Annotated in this window: 18 protein-coding genes, 1 pseudogene and 1 riboswitch; of the genes and pseudogenes, 11 read left to right on the top strand and 8 right to left on the bottom strand. The window is 68.7% G+C overall.

The window, feature by feature from the left end; genetic code table 11:
* Window positions 1-51 precede the first annotated feature (51 nt).
* The gene (locus tag FGL98_RS11955; protein WP_146317002.1) at window positions 52-630 is read left to right on the top strand and encodes a hypothetical protein; all 579 of its coding nucleotides are present in this window, start codon (window positions 52-54) and stop codon (window positions 628-630) included.
* Here the strand turns inward: FGL98_RS11955 and FGL98_RS11950 are convergent.
* The 3 genes from FGL98_RS11950 to FGL98_RS11940 form a co-directional block, all read right to left on the bottom strand.
* On the bottom strand, window positions 570-1409 hold the full coding sequence (locus FGL98_RS11950; protein WP_146317001.1) for a hypothetical protein: 840 nt from the start codon (window positions 1407-1409) through the stop codon (window positions 570-572). The genes FGL98_RS11955 and FGL98_RS11950 overlap by 61 nt on opposite strands.
* A gap of 122 nt (window positions 1410-1531) precedes the next feature.
* On the bottom strand, window positions 1532-2191 hold the full coding sequence (locus tag FGL98_RS11945) for a prepilin peptidase (protein WP_146317000.1): 660 nt from the start codon (window positions 2189-2191) through the stop codon (window positions 1532-1534).
* Entirely contained in the window at window positions 2191-2550 is a 360-nt protein-coding gene (locus tag FGL98_RS11940) for a DUF192 domain-containing protein (protein WP_146316999.1), read from the bottom strand. Before FGL98_RS11940 ends, FGL98_RS11945 begins: the two co-directional genes overlap by 1 nt.
* Window positions 2551-2768: 218 nt before the next feature.
* Between FGL98_RS11940 and FGL98_RS11935 the strand changes: the two genes are divergently transcribed.
* Window positions 2769-4016 carry a cell division protein PerM gene (locus FGL98_RS11935; protein ID WP_146316998.1) on the top strand — a complete coding sequence of 416 codons (1248 nt, stop codon included), beginning with the start codon at window positions 2769-2771 and terminating at the stop codon, window positions 4014-4016.
* 160 nt (window positions 4017-4176) lie between these two features.
* On the opposite strand, the gene FGL98_RS11930 is transcribed toward FGL98_RS11935, so the two are convergent.
* A complete protein-coding gene (locus FGL98_RS11930) occupies window positions 4177-4566 on the bottom strand; it encodes a hypothetical protein (RefSeq protein WP_146316997.1) in 390 nt (129 codons plus the stop codon).
* 152 nt (window positions 4567-4718) lie between these two features.
* On the opposite strand from FGL98_RS11930, the gene purN reads away from it, so the two are divergent.
* The 5 genes from purN to FGL98_RS11905 all read left to right on the top strand — a co-directional run bounded on the left by purN (window position 4719) and on the right by FGL98_RS11905 (window position 11026).
* Complete coding sequence (purN, locus tag FGL98_RS11925) at window positions 4719-5396, top strand: phosphoribosylglycinamide formyltransferase (protein WP_342779972.1); 678 nt, start codon at window positions 4719-4721, stop codon at window positions 5394-5396.
* Between the two features lie 88 nt (window positions 5397-5484).
* Window positions 5485-5561, top strand: a riboswitch (ZMP/ZTP riboswitch).
* Between the two features lie 26 nt (window positions 5562-5587).
* Entirely contained in the window at window positions 5588-7198 is a 1611-nt protein-coding gene (gene purH / locus FGL98_RS11920; protein WP_246136513.1) for a bifunctional phosphoribosylaminoimidazolecarboxamide formyltransferase/IMP cyclohydrolase, read from the top strand.
* Window positions 7199-7308: 110 nt separating this feature from the next.
* Window positions 7309-8361: an extracellular solute-binding protein gene (locus FGL98_RS11915; protein WP_186526125.1), complete on the top strand. Its 1053-nt coding sequence runs from the start codon at window positions 7309-7311 to the stop codon at window positions 8359-8361.
* 101 nt (window positions 8362-8462) lie between these two features.
* Window positions 8463-9938: an ABC transporter permease gene (locus tag FGL98_RS11910; RefSeq protein ID WP_146316994.1), complete on the top strand. Its 1476-nt coding sequence runs from the start codon at window positions 8463-8465 to the stop codon at window positions 9936-9938.
* On the top strand, window positions 9935-11026 hold the full coding sequence (locus tag FGL98_RS11905; RefSeq protein WP_146316993.1) for an ABC transporter ATP-binding protein: 1092 nt from the start codon (window positions 9935-9937) through the stop codon (window positions 11024-11026). The genes FGL98_RS11910 and FGL98_RS11905 overlap by 4 nt, the downstream gene beginning before the upstream one ends.
* 12 nt (window positions 11027-11038) lie before the next feature.
* Here the strand turns inward: FGL98_RS11905 and FGL98_RS11900 are convergent, their stop codons facing one another.
* A complete protein-coding gene (locus tag FGL98_RS11900) occupies window positions 11039-12424 on the bottom strand; it encodes an aminotransferase-like domain-containing protein (protein ID WP_146316992.1) in 1386 nt (461 codons plus the stop codon).
* Between FGL98_RS11900 and FGL98_RS11895 the strand changes: the two genes are divergently transcribed.
* Window positions 12423-13703: a benzoate/H(+) symporter BenE family transporter gene (locus FGL98_RS11895; protein ID WP_146316991.1), complete on the top strand. Its 1281-nt coding sequence runs from the start codon at window positions 12423-12425 to the stop codon at window positions 13701-13703. The genes FGL98_RS11900 and FGL98_RS11895 overlap by 2 nt on opposite strands.
* A gap of 38 nt (window positions 13704-13741) precedes the next feature.
* Window positions 13742-14146: a secondary thiamine-phosphate synthase enzyme YjbQ gene (locus FGL98_RS11890; RefSeq protein WP_146316990.1), complete on the top strand. Its 405-nt coding sequence runs from the start codon at window positions 13742-13744 to the stop codon at window positions 14144-14146.
* Between the two features lie 100 nt (window positions 14147-14246).
* Here FGL98_RS11890 and FGL98_RS27110 read toward each other — a convergent pair.
* Window positions 14247-14849 (bottom strand): annotated as a pseudogene (locus FGL98_RS27110) (NUDIX domain-containing protein); the annotation flags it as partial.
* 37 nt (window positions 14850-14886) lie between these two features.
* Between FGL98_RS27110 and FGL98_RS11880 the strand changes: the two are divergent.
* Window positions 14887-15120 carry a hypothetical protein gene (locus FGL98_RS11880; protein WP_146316989.1) on the top strand — a complete coding sequence of 78 codons (234 nt, stop codon included), beginning with the start codon at window positions 14887-14889 and terminating at the stop codon, window positions 15118-15120.
* Window positions 15121-15303: 183 nt separating this feature from the next.
* A complete protein-coding gene (locus tag FGL98_RS11875; protein ID WP_146316988.1) occupies window positions 15304-15870 on the top strand; it encodes a GNAT family N-acetyltransferase in 567 nt (188 codons plus the stop codon).
* A 202-nt stretch (window positions 15871-16072) separates the two neighbouring features.
* Here FGL98_RS11875 and FGL98_RS11870 read toward each other — a convergent pair whose 3' ends face one another.
* Window positions 16073-16480 (bottom strand): hypothetical protein, encoded by a 408-nt coding sequence (locus tag FGL98_RS11870; RefSeq protein WP_146316987.1) that lies wholly within the window; start codon window positions 16478-16480, stop codon window positions 16073-16075.
* Window positions 16481-16612: 132 nt separating this feature from the next.
* On the bottom strand, window positions 16613-17692 hold the full coding sequence (locus FGL98_RS11865) for a class I SAM-dependent methyltransferase (RefSeq protein ID WP_146316986.1): 1080 nt from the start codon (window positions 17690-17692) through the stop codon (window positions 16613-16615).
* Window positions 17693-17730: the final 38 nt, after the last annotated feature.

Genomic DNA, 17730 nt, shown 5'->3' with positions numbered 1-17730 from the left:
TAACCTCGCGACAGCACTGTGTATGCAGCTAGGCGACGAAACGGCAGGGACATGGGAGCGCGACAGCAGATTGCAAGACTTGGCATCTATTATTGGTTCTTTCTGCTCGCGGCCGCCTTCTTCTTCGTGTTCGTCGCAGTCGGCGGGGTGAAACTGGTCCGAGCGCACCCGCATGAGGCAGCCGTGACAAGCGCGCAGGGGTTCACCCTGCCCGCCGGTGCCATGCATGCCAGCGGCCCGTTCGCGGGCGACACCTACCTGATGCTGCCCGCTGCCGTGGTCGAGGGACTGCCGCCCTCGGCACCCAGCTGCACCTCCAACGGAGTGGCGTTGCCGGCCTCGCTCTTCGGGACCTCGACCACCTACCAGGGCCGCACGTATGAGGCGGTGGCGTCCTTGCCCAGCGGTTGGCAACCAGGAGGCCGGGTGCAGTGCGGTGACCTGCCGGCCCGGGCAGGGTTGCTATACAACGACTCGCGAGGTCGACTGCTGATCATTGTTGGGCTGGGACTCTTCGCCACCATCGCGAGCCTGACCCTCGCGCTGATCGGCTGGACCCTCCACAAGCGTCAGGCCGTGGCATCCTCTGGCCCCGTCTCGGGCGCCTCCTGGACCGCACCACGCAGGTGACAGAAGGGGCAGGCCTGCCAGACCGGGTCGCCACACGTGCCGCAGTGCCCGTCCGGTGCGGGCAGGCGCATCCCGCGTGGATCGGGGGTCATGACGTACTCGATGCTTGCCTCCGTGCCCCAGCGGGCGCGCAGGCTGTGGCCAGCCGCCAGGATCTCCTGATGCGTCGGGGAGTAGGCGGCGGTCAGCTTGCCCTGCACGGGAGGCGGCACTGTCGCGGAGGTGCGGAGGACGCGAACCGTTGTTTTCTCCACGGGGGTCGTTGGCGATGCAGGCATCGATGACACTGCCGATGCCGGAGTGAGCGTGGCGAACTTGCCGCCGGTGATCGGCGACCAGGAAGCCAGGTGCTGGATCACCGACGGGGCGGGATGCGAGAGGTGTCCGACCCGCTTGACCCAGGCCCCGGCATACGACCGACGAGCGTGCTGCCGGACCTGTGCGACGAACCGGGCGCGTTGTGGCAGCAGCTGTGATGAGTCTCGAATGGCCGCGAGGACCCCGGTGACATGGGTGGGCAGCGTCACCACGGCCACCGAAGGACTCGGCTCCGGCAGCAGCTCATCCAGCTGGGTTCCCTGACCGATCAGCGGATTGTGACCTTCGGAGGGGATGAAGAGGATCGCGCTGCGGACGCCGGCGTTGCTGCGGAAGAACTCGTTGGTCCACAACGGACCGGACGGGTCGATGAACGCGACGGGAACACCGAGGTCGGAGGGGGTGGCGGCGCCCGGCCCGCGGGGCGCAAGGATGCCGAGCACACTCTGCTGCTGGTTCACGCTGTTGGCCCCCGCTGCCTCATCCTGTCCTCCTGCGCCGGGATCAGCCCCGCCCCGACCTCAGGCAGATCATAGCCCGTCTCGTCCGACGATGGCGGTGCGGAGGCTCGCGCCCACTTGGGTCAACTGGCAAGAAGGACCAGCACCGTGCCCGCAACCATGAACGGTCCGAACGCGATGTAGCTGTGCCGGGTGGCGCGGCGCGTGATCAGCAGCCCGGCCGCCCATACGCCGGAGAGCAGGAAGGCGGCCACCGTGCCGCCGAAGACCGCGTACCACGAGAACCAGCCCAGCAGGATGCCGGTGCCTGCTGCGAGCTTGACATCGCCGAGCCCGAGGCCAGCCGCCCCGCGCGATATCAGCAGCAGGATGAAGTAGGCAGCGCAGAGCGCAAGACCGCCGAGCGCGGCTCGAAGCAGGGCGGACCAGTCGCCGGTCGACAGCGTCGCGACGAGCGCGACTACCAGCGCGAGCGGGACCAGTGGGTAGGTCAGGATGTCCGGCAGCCGGTGGACGTCCATGTCGATCGCCGCGAGAGCGGTCAGCGGAACGAGCGCCACGGCATACGCCACGGCCAGGATCTCGGGCCAGCGGAAGCCGAGCTCCAGGGTGACGACGAAGGCACCGATCGGCAGGGCCGCGAGCACCCAGCGGTGTCGTCGCGCAGGCGTGCCGGCCTCGTCCTCGTAGCGGTAGCCATGGGTGAGCAACCACCGTCGGAGCAGCACGGCTGCGCCGATCGCGAGCACCGCGCAGCAGGCGGCGGTCACGTATGCGGTCATCAGCTGGCAACTGACAGGGTGTCGCCCGGTCGCACGCCCCACTGTGCGAACGACCCGGCGGCCGCCTCGATTGTGGCATTGGCCCGGAGCCTGGGGCGAGTGAGGCCGACCCAGGGCCGCAGGGTGCACAGCATCAGCACCGTGCCGGACTTGTCGACCACAGCGGCGTCGATCGGGTACCGCATACCCATCATGTGCACCGAGGGGCACCGGGTCAGCCACAGCGCACCGGCGATCCCTGATGTGCCGAGCAGCCCCTTGCGACGGGTGCGGGCGGTGTCCGCCACAGCAACCGGCGCGATGGGGCGGCCGTTGCAGAGCAGCCGTTCTCGTCCCGGACCGAACGTGGTGCGCGTCATGAATCCCCCCGAAGTGGCGATGGCGTCCTGGATCTGCCCCGATCAGCCGAAACCGTTCCGCGACTGAGCCTGCGGGGATTCTACCCAGGATGCCCAGGTTCGGTTCGGGTTCTTCGGCTGCGCAGTCGCCGCCGAGGTGCGATCTCGACTGTGGTCTTGCTCGCACCACGGCGCGCCGCCCGGAATTCGGGCGGTGGACACGGGACGATGGGGGCCTCATGAGTCTTTTGGAGCGCACCCGCAACACCGTCGTCGGGCCCGATGCCGAACCACCCGACTGGCGTCCGCTCGGAGTGTCCGCAGGCTACGGCGTGATCGGTGCGCTCGCGATGGCGCTCGTGCTGCTGCTGCTTTCCCTGGTGGCCTGGGTCGTCGACCCGCACAGCAGCGTCGGTTGGATGGACAACCTGGCCTTTGCCGCCGCTGCCTGGGGCATGGTGCATCGCGGCTCACTGGCCGTGCAGGGCGACGGCATCACCCATGTGGTCCTGGCGCCGTTGCTGCTGACGCTGCTCGCCGCCTACCTGGCTCGGCTGTCCGCGGGTGCCCTCACTGCCTACCTGGGTGGGCTGGAGGAGCGGCCACGCAGGTGGTGGGAGCCTGCAGTCGCCTTCGTGCTGGGGTATGTCGTGGCCGGCGTCGCGCTCGCCGTGCTCGCCTCGAGTGGCCCGATGCATCCGCATGCCCTCACGGTGATCCCGGGCGCGGTCCTGATCGGCGGGGCCGGTGTGCTGTGGGCGACCTGGCGCAGCGAACGGGTCGACGATGACGACGACACGGACGACGACCGGCCGCTCACGGACTCCGTGGCAACCCTGTCGGAGCGGCTTCCCTCGACCCTGACACGGGCACTGCGACCGGCCGGCGAGGGGATCCTCGGGTTCCTCGCGCTCGGCACGCTGCTGGTGCTCCTGCTGGTGCTCTTCCACCTCGGTCGCATCGAGACGGTCGGCTCCGAGCTCGGCGCCGGCCTGGTCGGCACCGTCGTCCTGTCGCTGGCGCAGCTCGCGATGCTGCCCAACCTGGCCCTGTATGCCGGGTCGTGGCTCACCGGCGCCGGTGTCCACCTGGGTGCAGTAAGCATCTCGAGCGGCGCGGTGCATGCGGGCACGCTGCCGATGCTTCCCGTGCTCGGCGCCGTGCCCTCGGTGGGGGCGCTGCCGTCCTGGATGGGCGCGGCTCCGCTGCTGCCGGTGCTGCTGGGAGCCGGGATCGGCTGGCGAGCCGGGGCACGGCATACGATGCTGGCGCCGATGAAGGCGAAGGTGTCGACTGCCGCAAGTGCCGCGGGCCTGGCAACGCTGGGACTCGTCGTGCTGATCTGGCTGTCGACCGCGAGTGTCAGTCCCGGCGCGCTGCAGCACTTCGGGCCCTCGCTGATGGTGGTGCCGCTGCTCGCGGTGGAGTTGGTGCTCGGCGCCACGGTGACGGCGGCCGGTGCGCACTGGCTCCGCACCCGCCGCTGACCCCACACACCCCGCGAGAAGTCACAAACAACCCGCGAGAAGTCAGTAATAGCCGTCGAGAAGTCACATATAGCAGTCGAGGGGTGCACAACTGACCGTTCGATGGTTATTAGTGACCCCTCGGGTGTCCTTACTGACCTCTCGGTGAGGGAGGGGTCGGTCAGCTGCCGCCGAGGTAGGAGTGCAGGAGGTTCGTGTCCGCGAAGCTGTTCTTGCAGGATGCCTGCGCGATGTTGGTGTTCGCGCCATCCATGCACTTCTGATAGCTGCTGGTCGCACCCCAGAAGAGATAGGGCACACCGACCATGGCGATCAGCATGACGGTGACCGCCAGGCTCACGCCGGTCCACTGCCTGGTGGCTCGCGGTGCCTTGGCCTCGCGCATCGCACGCAGTGTCAGCACCGACTCGACCACCGCCGCAACCAGTGGCACGATCGCGACGATGTTGAACGGCATCGGCATGAAGGTCGCCAGGAATCCCAGCAGCACATACCCGGTCGATCGCCGCGAGTGAATGACCGCAGGGGGTGCGGTGGGACGCTCTGGCACGGTGCTCCTTCGCATGGGGACGCGATCCATCGTAGGCGGGTCGGTGTCGGCCTGGGGCGCCGCCACCTATCGAGCACAACGTCGGGGGCGGCCGCAGAACTCCCGCCGCCGCGATCGGCCCCGGCGAAGCGGCATCGGTTAGCCTGTGGCGCGTGCCGAGCACTGATGCGCAATCCATCCCCGCCCCGCAAGCGGGAGCTGCCCCGGGGCTCAGGACGACGCCTACGCCCGTGGTCGTCCTCATCTCCGGGTCCGGAACCCTTCTGCAGGCCCTCATCGACGCCAGCCGGGACCCCGCGTATGCCGTCACGATCGCGGCCGTCGGCTCCGACCGCCCCGGGGTGGCGGGCCTGGAACGCGCCGAACGCGCCGGCATACCGACGTTCGTGAGCAGGGTGCGCGACTTCGAGACGCGCGAGGCCTGGGATGCGGCGCTGACGGAGCAGGTGTCGGCCTACGCGCCGGCGCTGGTCGTGTCCGCCGGCTTCCTCAAGTTGGTGGGCACCCGATTCCTGCAGGCGTTCGGCGGGCGCTATCTCAACAGCCACAACGCGCTGCTGCCCAGCTTTGCCGGCATCCACGGGCCCCGCGACGCGCTCACCTATGGCGTGAAGATCGCCGGAGCAACGCTGTTTGTGGTGGATGACGGCATCGACACCGGCGCGATCGTCGCGCAGTGCGCGGTGCCGGTCGAGGATGACGACACTGTGGATTCGCTGACCGAGCGGATCAAGGCCGCCGAACGTCCCCAGCTGGTCGACTACGTCGGCCGGATGGCACGCGAGGGCTTCACGATCAGCGGCCGCCGGGTGCGCATCGGCGACCGCTGACTTCTGCCCCGCCCAAATGTGCACAACTCGGCGGTCATAGGCGCGGGGGTAGGTCGCCGATTGGCGGGTGGCCCGGTCAGCCAGTAATCTGGCCGCACACGACTGGCGCAGGTGGGCAACCACCAGGGAGTGAAGTCGAGCGCATCGAACGCCTGGGTGCCCTCATCAAACCTTTTGAAGGAGTGATGAGCATGCCCACGAGCACCTCGCAGCAGCGTCCGATCAAACGAGCCCTGGTCTCCGTGTATGACAAGTCCGGGCTGGCCGAACTGGCCGAGGGTCTGCACGCCGCCGGTGTCGAGCTCGTGTCGACCGGTAATTCGGCCGCGCTGATCGCGGGTGTCGGCATCCCGGTCACCACGGTGGAGGACCTGACCGGGTTCCCCGAGTGCCTCGACGGCCGGGTCAAGACCCTGCACCCCAAGGTGCACGCCGGCATCCTGGCCGACACCCGCAACCCCGACCACGTGCGCCAGCTCGCCGACCTCGGCGTCGAGCCGTTCGACCTGGTCGTCTCCAACCTCTACCCCTTCCGCGAGACGGTTGCCTCGGGCGCGACGCCCGACGAGTGCATCGAGCAGATCGACATCGGCGGCCCGTCGATGGTGCGCGCCGCCGCCAAGAACCACGCGAGCGTGGCGATCGTCACCAGCCCCAGCGCGTATGCCGAGGTGCTGGCCGCCGTGGCGGCCGGCGGATTCACGCTCGAGCAGCGCAAGCGACTGGCCGCTCAGGCGTTCGTGCACACCGCGGACTACGACAACGCCGTGGCGAACTGGATGGGCAACACCTACGTCGACACCGGTGACGGCACCGGCTTCCCGGCCTGGTCGGGCGCGACGTTCGAGAAGGCGGCGACCCTGCGCTATGGGGAGAACCCGCACCAGCAGGCCGCGCTCTATCGCCACTGGCGCGGTGGTGTCGCCTCCGCCGAGCAGCTGCACGGCAAGGCGATGTCCTACAACAACTACGTCGACACCGATGCTGCCGTGCGCGCGGCCTACGACCATGGCGACCAGCCGACAGTGGCCGTCGTGAAGCACGCGAATCCGTGTGGCATTGCGGTGGGTTCGGATGTTGCTGACGCACACGTCAAGGCGCACGCCTGTGACCCGCTGTCCGCGTTCGGCGGAATCATCGCGGCCAACCGCCCGGTCACGCAGGCTATGGCGGAGGTCGTCAAGGACATCCTCACCGAGGTCGTCGTGGCTCCCGACTTCGAGCCCGACGCTCTCGAGACGCTCAAGGGCAAGAAGAACATCCGCCTGCTCAAGCTCAGCCCCGAGGATGCCATGGCCGCGGATCCTGTTGAGATCCGGCCGATCTCGGGCGGCATGCTGATGCAGACCCGCGACAAGGTCGATGCGGTCGTCACGGACAAGGACGGCGCGGTGACCGGTGGTGACGACGCCGTCAACTGGCGACTGGTGTCGGGTGAGTCCGCCGACGATGCGACGTTGCGCGACCTGCAGTTCGCCTGGCGCGCGGTGCGCGCGGTGAAGTCCAACGCCATCCTGCTCGCCAAGGGCGGCGCCTCGGTCGGCGTCGGTATGGGGCAGGTCAACCGGGTCGACTCCTCACACCTGGCCGTCAACCGGGCGGGGGAGGAGCGGGCGAAGGGTGCGGTGGCCGCGTCCGATGCATTCTTCCCATTCCCCGACGGCCTGCAGGTGCTGATCGACGCCGGAGTCCAGGCCGTCGTGGCGCCCGGTGGCTCGCTGCGCGACCAGACGGTCATCGACGCGGCGCAGAGCGCCGGCCTGACGATGTACTTCACCGGCACCCGCCACTTCGCCCACTGAGCGACGAAGCCGGCATCCCAGCACGTCCGGCCGGGAGTTCTCAGGTTACGTTCATATTTGTAGGCAAGCCTTACCTAACACTCGCGGAGACGGTAGGGAAGGTCTGCATGATGGGGAACACGTCGGTCCGACGCGCGACGCTGCTGGTCGGCGCAACAGCACTGATCGCCGGCTCGGTCGCCGCCTGCGGATCATCCGCCGGCTCCGGCTCCGGCAGCGGCGGGCAGACTCTCACGCTCTACAACGCCCAGCACCAGCAGACCACGGATGCGATCACCGCGGCGTTCACCAAGGCGACCGGCATCAAGGTGCGAGTGGTCAACGACTCCGAGGACGTCCTGACCGCCCAGCTGGAGCAGGAGGGCGGCCGGTCACCGGCGGACCTCTTCTACACCGAGAACTCCAACTGGCTGCAACAGCTGAACACCAAGGGTCTGCTCGCCAAGGTCAAACCGGCCACGCTGCAGGCGGTGCCGCGCCGGGACAGCGCCGCCAACGGTGACTGGGTAGGCGTATCCGCCCGGATCAGCGCACTGGTCTACAACCCGAGCAAGATCAGCGCCGCGCAGCTGCCGACGTCGATCCTGGACCTGGCCGACCCGAAGTATCGCGGCAAGTTCGAGCTGGCGCCGTCCGAGACCGACTTCTGGCCGCTGGTGAGCTCGGTCGCCAAGGCCAAGGGCAACCCCGCCGCGCTGACCTGGCTGAAGGGCATGAAGGCCAACGTCGGCGGCAACGACAACATCCCCGACAACGAGACCCTGACCAGCGACGTCAGTCGGGGGACCACGGACTTCGCGGTCATCAACCACTACTACTTCTACCGGTTGCAAGCCGAGCTCGGGGCGGGCAAGGTCCACGCGAAGCTCGCCTACTTCACCGCCGGCGACCCCGGCTACGTCAAGGCGATCTCCGGCGTGGCCATCTTGAAGTCCAGCAAGCACCAGGCCGCCGCCCAGAAGTTCGTGCAGTTCATGACGAGCAGCGCCGGGCAGAGTGTGCTCGCCCACGGGGACGGCTTCGAATATCCGCTGAAGGCGGGCGTGGCGGCGAATCCCAAGCTGCCTCCGCTGACCTCCTACCGGCCGAACGCGTTCGACCCGGCCGACCTCGGCACCGGCCTGAACGCCAAGACCCTGATGCAGCAGGCGGGTCTGCTCTGAGCACACTGACCCGCGCCCGCACCACCACCGGGCCGAACCGCACCGGCGGTTCGGTCTCCAGCCGCGTCGTCCTCGCCATCGGTGCGGGCGTCGCGCTGTTGATGCTGCTACCGCTCGTGCTGGTCGGGCTGGATGCGAACTCCGCGGGGTGGCGGGAGATCTCGACGGTGCTGTTCCGGGCCCGGTCGGCGATCCTGCTGTGGCACACCGTCGAGCTGATGGCCGTGGTGGTCGTGGCGGCCGGTGCGCTCGGCATCGCCAGCGCGTGGGCCACACAGCGATGCGCGCTCCCGTTGCGGCGGCTGTGGACCGTGCTGCTGGTGCTGCCGATTGCGATGCCGGACTTCGTGGTCGGATACACCTGGCACACGCTGTGGCCGGGGCTGAACCCGCTCCTCGGGTCCGCCGCCGTCATGACCCTGGGCACCTATCCGCTGGTATACCTGCCGGTGGCCGCCGCGCTGCGGCGCAGCGACCCGGTCCTGGAGGACACTGCCCGCGGGCTCGCCGCGGGGCGGCTGAAGACGTTCTGGCGCATCAGCCTGCCGCAGATCCGCGTCGCGGCCACGGCGGGCTCGGTGCTCGTGGTGCTCACGGTCATCTCCGAGTACGGCGCCTTCGAGGTGCTGCGCTTCTCCACCTTCACCACCGAGATCTTCACCGAGTTCCAGATCGATCCGGCCTCGGCGGGCGCGCTGTCGATCCCGCTGGTGCTGATCGGGCTGCTCGTGCTGGCCGCGGAGGCGTTGCTGCTTCGCCGGCAGGTCTCGGCCACTCGTTCCGTCCGCTACCCGCCGCCGCGCGGGCACTGGTCGCCGCGCATCCTTGCGGTCATGGCCGGGCTCGTGGTGCCCGTGGGCCTCGGCGTGGCCCTGCCGGTCGCGACCCTGATCTACTGGATCCAGCGGGGCCAGCACACCACGTTGCCCGCCGCCGCCACGCTCGGCCAGGCCACCTGGGCGTCGGTCAGCTACAGCGCTCTGGGCGCCGCCGTCGCGGTGGCTGCCGCACTGCCGGTGGCACTGCTGACGTTTCGCCGACGCAGCAGTGTGCGGACTCTCATCGACCGATCCTGCTTCGTCACGCAGGCGGTCCCCGGCGTTGTCGTCGCGCTCAGCCTGGTGTTCCTGGCGACCCGATACCTGTACAGCCTCTACCAGAGCGGCCCGCTGCTGGTGGCGGCCTACGCGATCTTGCACTTCCCTCTGGCGCTGGCCTGCATCAAGGGTGCCACTGCGGCCGCACCCGCCCGCCTCTACGACATGGCCACCTCTTTGGGGCGGCACCCGGTCGCGGCGTTCCTGCGTGTCACGCTGCCGCTCATGGCGCCCGGGTTGCTGGCCGGCTTCTGCCTGGTATTCCTCACTGCAATCACCGAGCTCACCGCCACCCTGGTGCTCGCCCCGATCGGGGTCAGCACCCTCGCCACGCAGTTCTGGGCCTTTCAGAGTGAGGTGGCCTACAGCGCAGCCGCGCCCTACGCCCTGGCGATCGTGGTGATCGCGGTCGTGCCCGGTGCCCTGCTCGGACTCTGGTTCGATCGCGACAACGCGGCAGTCCAAGGGGGCCCGGCATGAGCTCGATCCAGCTCCGGGGCGTGTCCAAGGCGTATGAGGTTCCGGTCCTGCGCGACGTGGACCTGTCCGTGCCCGATGGCGAGATCACCGCGCTGCTCGGTGCGTCCGGCAGCGGCAAGACCACCCTGCTGCGCATCATCGCGGGCTTCGAGCCGGCGGATGCCGGTGTGGTCACCCTCGGGGACGTGGTGGTCGACGACGGCACCCGGCGGGTGCGCCCGCAACATCGTGGGGTGGGCTATGTCCCCCAGGATGCGGCGCTCTTCCCGCATCTGAGCGTCGCCGCCAACGTGGGCTTCGGGCTGGCCCGCAAGCAGCGGCATACGGTCGAGTCGTTGTTGTGCACCGTCGGATTGACGGGGCTCGGACATCGCTACCCGCACCAGCTCTCCGGCGGCCAGCAGCAGCGGGTCGCGGTGGCTCGCGCACTTGCCATTGAGCCACGAATCGTGTTGTTGGACGAGCCATTCGGGTCGCTGGACGCACAGCTGCGCGAGACGGTGCGGCTGGACGTTATGCGCATCCTGGCCGAGTCGGGCACCACCACGCTGCTGGTGACCCACGATCAGGACGAGGCCATGTCGGCGGCGGACCGCGTCGCGATGATCGAGGACGGCCAGGTGCTCGCCCATCGCGCCCCGCGACAGTTGTATGACCGGCCCCGGTCCCCCCGCGCCGCGGCGTCCCTGGGCCTGGCGAATCTGCTGCCCGGCCGGTGGTGCCCGGTCGGGATCGACTGTGCCCTGGGCGTGCTCCCGCCGGCCGACGGCTGCGCGTCGCGCTCGGACGGCACGTGCACGATCCTGATCCGTCCCGAACAGCTGCTGGTCTCGGCGCGGTCGACCACGGGTGTGCCCGCACGGGTCACTCGCGTCCGGTTCCACGGCGGCACCACCCTGCTCGACCTGGCCACTCTCGACGACGGGACCGCCCTGATCGCGCAGGTCACCGGAGCCGAAGCGGCCACCTGTCGGGTCGATGACACCGTGCGGGTGCGGGTGTCCGGAACCCCGCATCTCTGGTGGGACGACAGCGAGACCACCGAGGGTCGAGGCGTGCAGCAGGCGACCCACTCCGACACCCCATAGCGGCCGGCCGGATCAACCGTCGGCGAGAAGCCGCGCGAGCAGCCCGGCTCCGGCCCGCAGCTCGTCCTGCGGCGCGGCGCCGAAGCTCAGTCGCAGCTGAAGGCCGGCGACCTCGCCGGTGTGGAACTGGGTGCCGGGTCCGATGACCATGCCGGCGGCGTGCGCTGCGGCGACCAGCTCGGTCTCGGAGAGGCTGGTGGCCACGCGTGCCCAAAGATGCGAACCGCCCTGTGGCACAGAGTCAACCGTGATCTGTGGCACCTGTTGGTGCAGGGCGGAGACCAGGGCGTCACGTCGCCCGCGCAGCTGGGCGTGCAGGCGCCGCAGGTGCCGGGGCCAGGCGGGTGAGCTGAGCAGCTCGATCGCGATCTCCTGCAGGGGCCGTGGCACGAACAGGTCTTCGGCCAGCCGGGAGTCGACCAGACGCTCCCGCACCGGGCCGCGGGCCGCGACGGCCCCCACCCGCATACTCGGTGAGGCCGACTTGGTCAGTGAGCGCAGATAGATGACATGACCGTCCCGGTCGTCGCGAAACAGCGGTGGGGGAGCGGGGGCGTCCAGTGCGAGGTCGCGCGCCCAGTCGTCCTCGATGAGGAACGCTCCAGCTGCGGCTACTGCGTCGAGCACTTCGGCTCGGCGGGTCGCCGCGAGGGTGTGCCCGGTGGGGTTGGCGAAGGCCGGCTGGGTCAGCACGACCCGCGCGCCGGTGGCGGCCAGCGCGCTGCGCAGCAGTGCGGGTCGCAGCCCGTCCCGATCGGTGGGGACCGGGGTGATCTGCAGCCCGGCGGCCCGTGCCGCCACGATGGCGCCGGGGTAGGTGGGCTCCTCCAGCAGCACCGTCTGGCCGGGCGACGCGAGGGACCGGAAGGCCGAGTTGAGGGCCGCCTGCGTCCCGGGGGTGATGAGCACGTCGGCAGTATCGGTGCCGAGGTCGGCGGCAAAGAGCTGCCGCAGCTCATGGATCCCTTCCGGTGGTGCCGTGCTCCACCCGGAGGGGCGACGCAGGGCCCGCGTGGCGGCCGCCATGAGCTCCCGCCGAGGCTGCAGGTCTGCGCTGATGTAGCCGGAGTTCAGGTTGCGCACCGACGGGTCGGCATCGGTCTGGAGGGCGCGGATGGGTTGGACATCGAGCATCTGTGATCCGAGTGTCACACTCTGCCAGGCAAAGTCATGTGTATGTCGGGTGCTGCGGGGTGCGATGAAGACGCCCCGACCCGGCACGCTCGTCAGCACTCCGGCGGCGACCAGCGAGGCGGTCGCCTGGGACACGGTCACCGGACTGACCTGGAGCCTGGTGACCAGGCTGCGGGTGCTGGGCAGCTGGTCACCCGGCGACCCCGTCTCAGCGAGCGAGCGCAGCTCGCGAACAACCCGACCTACGCTGCTATCGTTGCTCATGACAGATCAGAGTAGCGCTATCGTCGAGACGGGCGCACCGCTACCGGGCGCCGCCGATCCCGGTCCGCGCGATGCGGATCGACGCGGGCTGCTGACCGCACTGCTCCACGACATGTCGGTGTCGGCCTGGCTGGCCGGTCTCATCGCCGTCGTGGTGGCCTTTGCCGGACCTTCGGTGATCATTCTGCAGGCCGCGTCGGCGGGTCATCTCACCGCGGCCCAGACCACGTCGTGGTTGTGGGCGATCGGTGTCGGCAGCGGGGTGCTGTGCCTGGGGCTCAGCCTGTGGACCCGCACTCCGGCCATCGCGGCCTGGTCCACGCCGGGCTCCGCGCTACTGGTCACCAGCATCGACCACTTCTCCTATGCCACGGTGATCGGCGCCTACCTCGTCTCGGCTCTTGCGGTGGTGTTCGTCGGCATCAGCGGATGGTTCGGACGGCTGATGCGGGCGATCCCGGCGCCACTGGTGTCCGCGATGCTGGCCGGCATCCTGCTGCCGTTCTGCATCGACGCGGTCTCCGGCAGCGGCGGTCACCTGGTCGTCCCGGGCGCCGCGGTGCTCGGCTACCTGGTGGGCAAGCGGATCAGCGACCGATGGTCGGTGCCCCTTGCCCTGGCGTGCGGGGTGCTCGCCGCGGTGCTGGCCGGCCGGTTGCACACCGCGGGCCTGGCCGTGGGCCTGGCGCAGCCGCACTGGACGACTCCGGCCTTCTCGCTGTCGGCGGTGATCGGCATCGGGCTGCCACTGTTCATCGTCACCATGACGGCGCAGAACGCGGCTGGCGTCGCCGTCTCCCGGTCGTTCGGCTACGACTGCGACGACCGTCGGCTCATCACGGCGACCGGGGTCGCCTCGCTGGTGTTCGCCCCGTTCGGGTCACACGGGCTGAACCTGTCGTCGATCACCGCAGCGATCTGCTCCGGCCCGACCGCGCACCCCGACCCGCGCCGCCGCTACGTCGCCGGAGTCGCGTGCGGCGTGTTCTACATCCTGGTGGGGACGTTCGCCTCGGTGCTGACCGCAGTGTTCACGGACCTGCCGCCCGGACTGATTGCCACGGTGGCCGGCCTGGCTCTGCTCGGCGCGCTGATCGGCTCCCTGGGCGCCAGCCTGGCCGACACCACGCGGTGTGAACCGGCCCTGATCACCTTCTTGGCCACGGCATCCGGGCTCACCCTTCTCGGAGTCGGCTCGGCCTTCTGGGGTCTGGTGCTCGGTGGCGCGGCCGAGATCGTGCTGAACCGTCGTCGCGCTCCCCGAGAGACGCGTGAGTGAGGCCGACGCTCGGGCGCCGAAGTGCGAGCATGGGCCGTATGCAGACACAGACTCGTGACTTTCGCACCGGCGACCGGGAGGTTGTGCTGGACCTGACCTCCGACTGTCAGGAGATGATCCCGGACGGGGCGGACGGCCTGCTGAATCTCTTCGTGCCGCACGCCACGGCCGGCATCGCGATCATCGAGACCGGCGCGGGCAGCGACGATGACCTGCTGGCCGCGCTCGGTGACCTGCTGCCTGCCGACAACCGCTGGAAGCATCATCATGGGAGTGCCGGCCATGGCCGCACGCACGTGATGCCGGCGTTGCTGGCCCCCCATGCAACGATCCCCGTCGTCGATGGGCGCATGGCGCTCGGCACCTGGCAGAGCGTCTGCCTCGTCGACCTGAACGTCGACAACCCGGTTCGCACCGTGCGCTTCTCGTTTCTCGCCGGCTGAGCCGGCAGGCAGAGCCTTCTGGCAACTTCACCGGATCGGGCAGCTGACCCCGAGTGGTCGCCGAGGTCGGCGGGAAGACCGACTCGTGCGTCGCTCGCAACTCGTCTGCGGCCCACCAGCGAAAGTCGACAATGCTCTTCTTCTCGTACTCGGTGAGCCTTGTCGGGGCGGGCTCGAAGTGGTCGATCAAGGTAGTGCAGCCAGGTTTCGTGCACGTCAATGGTCTGGCCGGCGTAGGTGTACGTCGCCTCGCGCGTCCACACGTGGTGCCGTTGGTCAGCCCTTCGAAACCGGTCTCCTCCCATGCCTCGCGACTCGCGGCCCGCGCCGAGGACACGTCGGACTCGATGCCGCCACCCACCGGGTACCAGCGACACATGCCCGTTTCCGGATCTCGCCCACACACCAGAAGTAGGCGCTGCTCGGAGTCGACAAGTAGGAGCTTCACCGTTTTGCGCACCACGTAGCAGACCGTAAGGGAGACCACCGGCGTGCGGACGACCGCTCGAACCGAGGGTTCCCCTTGCGGTGGGTGAGGTCGACGAGCACGTCGCTGCCGACCGCGTGGAGATTCACGAGTCGACCGAGGACTCCTCGGCCACCTTGACGAGCTCGACGCCGAGTGACGTTCGAGGTGCTCCGCGTCGGGTTGCTCGACCACGGTCACAAGGTAGCTTGTAAGGGTGCCCGGCGATCCGATCATTGCGGAGAGCGCGCGAGAAGTTCCTGAGGTGATGATCATGCCGCGTTCGGTCCAAGAGATCCTCGACCATGCCGACGAACTGGCCAAGCGATTCGAGAACTACGAGCCATCTGCCGCGGACGAGCGAGATCCGGCTGCGTTCGCGGAGCTTCGACGTGCGGTCCTTTTGCGGTCGGACGCCGAGCGTTCGATCAAGGAAGCTGTCGATCACGCCCGCGAGCATAGTTCATCGAACTCGCCGACGGCACGCTCATCGGGGACTGCGGTCTGACGATCCAAGACGTCGAAGGCGAGGGCCTGGCGGCGATGCCCTCGTGTTCAGCGCCGACCTCCGCACAGTTCCGTAACCCGATCGTCATATGGGCAGGGCGCACCGCCGCTCGTCGGCGCGTGCGGGTGTTCGAGCTTGCTTTGTCTTACGTGGCCTGTATCCCGCAGCTATAGACTCTTGGCCATGCTGGAGGTCCGCAAAGCCACCGCCCAGGACCGCCGGGCCATCAGCGTCGTGTTGGCCGCCGCGTTCGCCGACGATCCCGTGGTCCGCTGGCTGATGCCGAAGCCTCGCCGCGACATTCAGATGTTTCGAGCCCTTACCCTTCACCTGCATGCCGCTCCCGGTTGCGCCGACATCGCGTCGGACAACGGCGAACCGGTGGGGGCCGCCTTGTGGGATCCACCCGTCCACAGCGTGTCGATGCGGCAAGGGCTCGTGGGATTGTCGAGGCTGTTCTTCGCGATGGGGTCGGGTTACCGCCGCGGCGTTGAGCTTGAGCGCGCCTTCACGCGAGCCAGGCCGTCCGGGCAGTTCTGGTATCTCGCGGCGATCGGCGCTCCGACGCCGGGAACAGGCGCCGGGTCGGCCCTGCTGGAGCAGCGCCTGGCGAGCATCGACGGACCGGCCTACCTGGAGAGCAGCAACCAACGGAACGTGCCGCTCTACCAGCGATTCGGGTTCGCCGTGATCCAGGAGATCTCGCTCCCAGAAAACGGCCCGACACTCTGGACGATGCTCCGCAGCTAACCGCGGCACCAGCCGGCGGTTCCCAACCGCGCCAACGCCAGCCCATCGGCAGGTTCGCGCATTCCGTCCCACAGGCGGAGGAGACCGGCCTCCAGAAGAGAGTTGCTGATCAGGCGTAGCGGGACGCCCACACGGTGTGTGGACGACTCGACTCCACGCGCAGCGGCGGACTGTAGTTCACCTGCAGTTCGTGGTGTTCGGCTCAGTTGACATCGGTCTCCCAGAACGGTTCGCTTCCGGTCAGACGCACCAGCGGCCCACCCGAGAGGTCCACGAGGGTCACCTGCCCGCCACCGTCACCGGGGTAGGTGACCAGCACGCTGGTGATGTCCCAGTTGTCAGGAGTCTCAGTGGCGTCCTCGTGGGCGTGCAGCCGAATCCCGAGTCGGGACAGGTTGTCGCTCGTGACGCCCGGGGCCATGTTCCAGACGATCGGACCATGCGAGCTGTCGTTACCCCAGCTCGAGTCGGTCTCAGACTTCAACTGGGTCGAATACTCCCGAGTCCGATTGCCGTCCACAACGATGACGTAGGCCGTCGCAGAGCTGTCTGCCCGCAGGTCGTCGCCACCGGTCACGATCGTCAACTCCAGATTCGTAATGTCGCTCATCGCAATCTCCTTGATCTTTGGACGAGGTATTACCAGCAAGGAGGCGCCGTGGACCCCGCTGATACGTCCCTCAGCTCAGCTCGACACACCACCAGATGCGCCGCTCAGCCACGCCCACGGTCGGGCAGGTGGTCACGGCCTGACTTCCAGTACCTGGTGGAAGGGTGTGTGGGCCACCTTGGTGAAGCGAGTGAACCCGCCCTCGGTCACGATGTCCTTGATCCGGGCCGGGCCGGCCTGGGTTCCGAGCGCCAGCCCGACCTCCTGCGAGAGTGAGGCGGGGGTGCACAGCAGAGTCGAGAATCCGTAGTAGGCACGCCCGACCGGATTGAGGTTGTCCTGGACGTGGTCGCCGGCCATGGGCTCGACGATCATCCACGTGCCGGTCTCGGCGAGGCTGCGGCGTACCTGCCGCGCCGCACCGACGGGGTCGCCCATGTCGTGCAACGCGTCGAAGGTGGTGACCAGATCGAAGCCCGTTCCGGCGAACGAGGTGGCAGATGCCACGTCGAAGCGCACCCGGTTGCTGACGCCTGCAGCCTGGGCCCGCGAGCGGGCCGAGTCGATCGAGTCCGCGTGATAGTCATAGCCGACGAACGTCGAGTTGGGGAAGGCCTGGGCCATGATGATGCTTGAGGCGCCATAACCACAGCCGATGTCGGCCACTCGGGCGCCGGCCTCAAGCTTGGTGACCACATCGTCAAGCGCGGGCAGCCACTCGGCCACCAGGTGGGCGTTGTAGCTGGGTCGGAAGAATCGCTCGCAGCCCTCGTGTACGTCGTGGGTGTGCTCGTCCCAGCCGAGCCCTGACCCGCTGCGGGCCAGCTCGACGATCTTCGAAGCGTCCGCAACCGTGCCCAGTGCGATCTGGAACAAACCGGGCAGATACGCCGGGCTGGATTCGTCGGTGAAGGCGACTGTCTGCTCGGGCGGGAGGGTGTACTGCCCGGTCGCCGGGTCGTAGTCAACGGTGGCACCGGCCGCTTGGGCGTTGAGCCATTCGCGCGCGTACGCCTCGGTGGTGGCGGTGCTCTCGGCGAGCCGGCTGGGTGTGGTTGGCCCCGAGGCTGCCATGGCCCGGTAGTAGCCAAGTTTGTCTCCCATGACGACGAGAGCGGCATTCAGGGTTGCGCCGACTTCGTCGACACAATGGAACACGAACGCCATCAACTTGTCGAAGTCCACCTCGGTGGACTGTTTTACCTCGGTCATCGCCAATCGTCCCCTTTCGTGAAGCGGGTCCGGGTGCC

Origin of the sequence: Leekyejoonella antrihumi (assembly GCF_007845645.1) — a bacterium.
Classification (GTDB): domain Bacteria; phylum Actinomycetota; class Actinomycetes; order Actinomycetales; family Dermatophilaceae; genus Leekyejoonella; species Leekyejoonella antrihumi.
The sequence above is the reverse complement of the archived record's forward strand: the minus strand, read 5'-3'. Positions and strand labels throughout refer to the sequence as shown.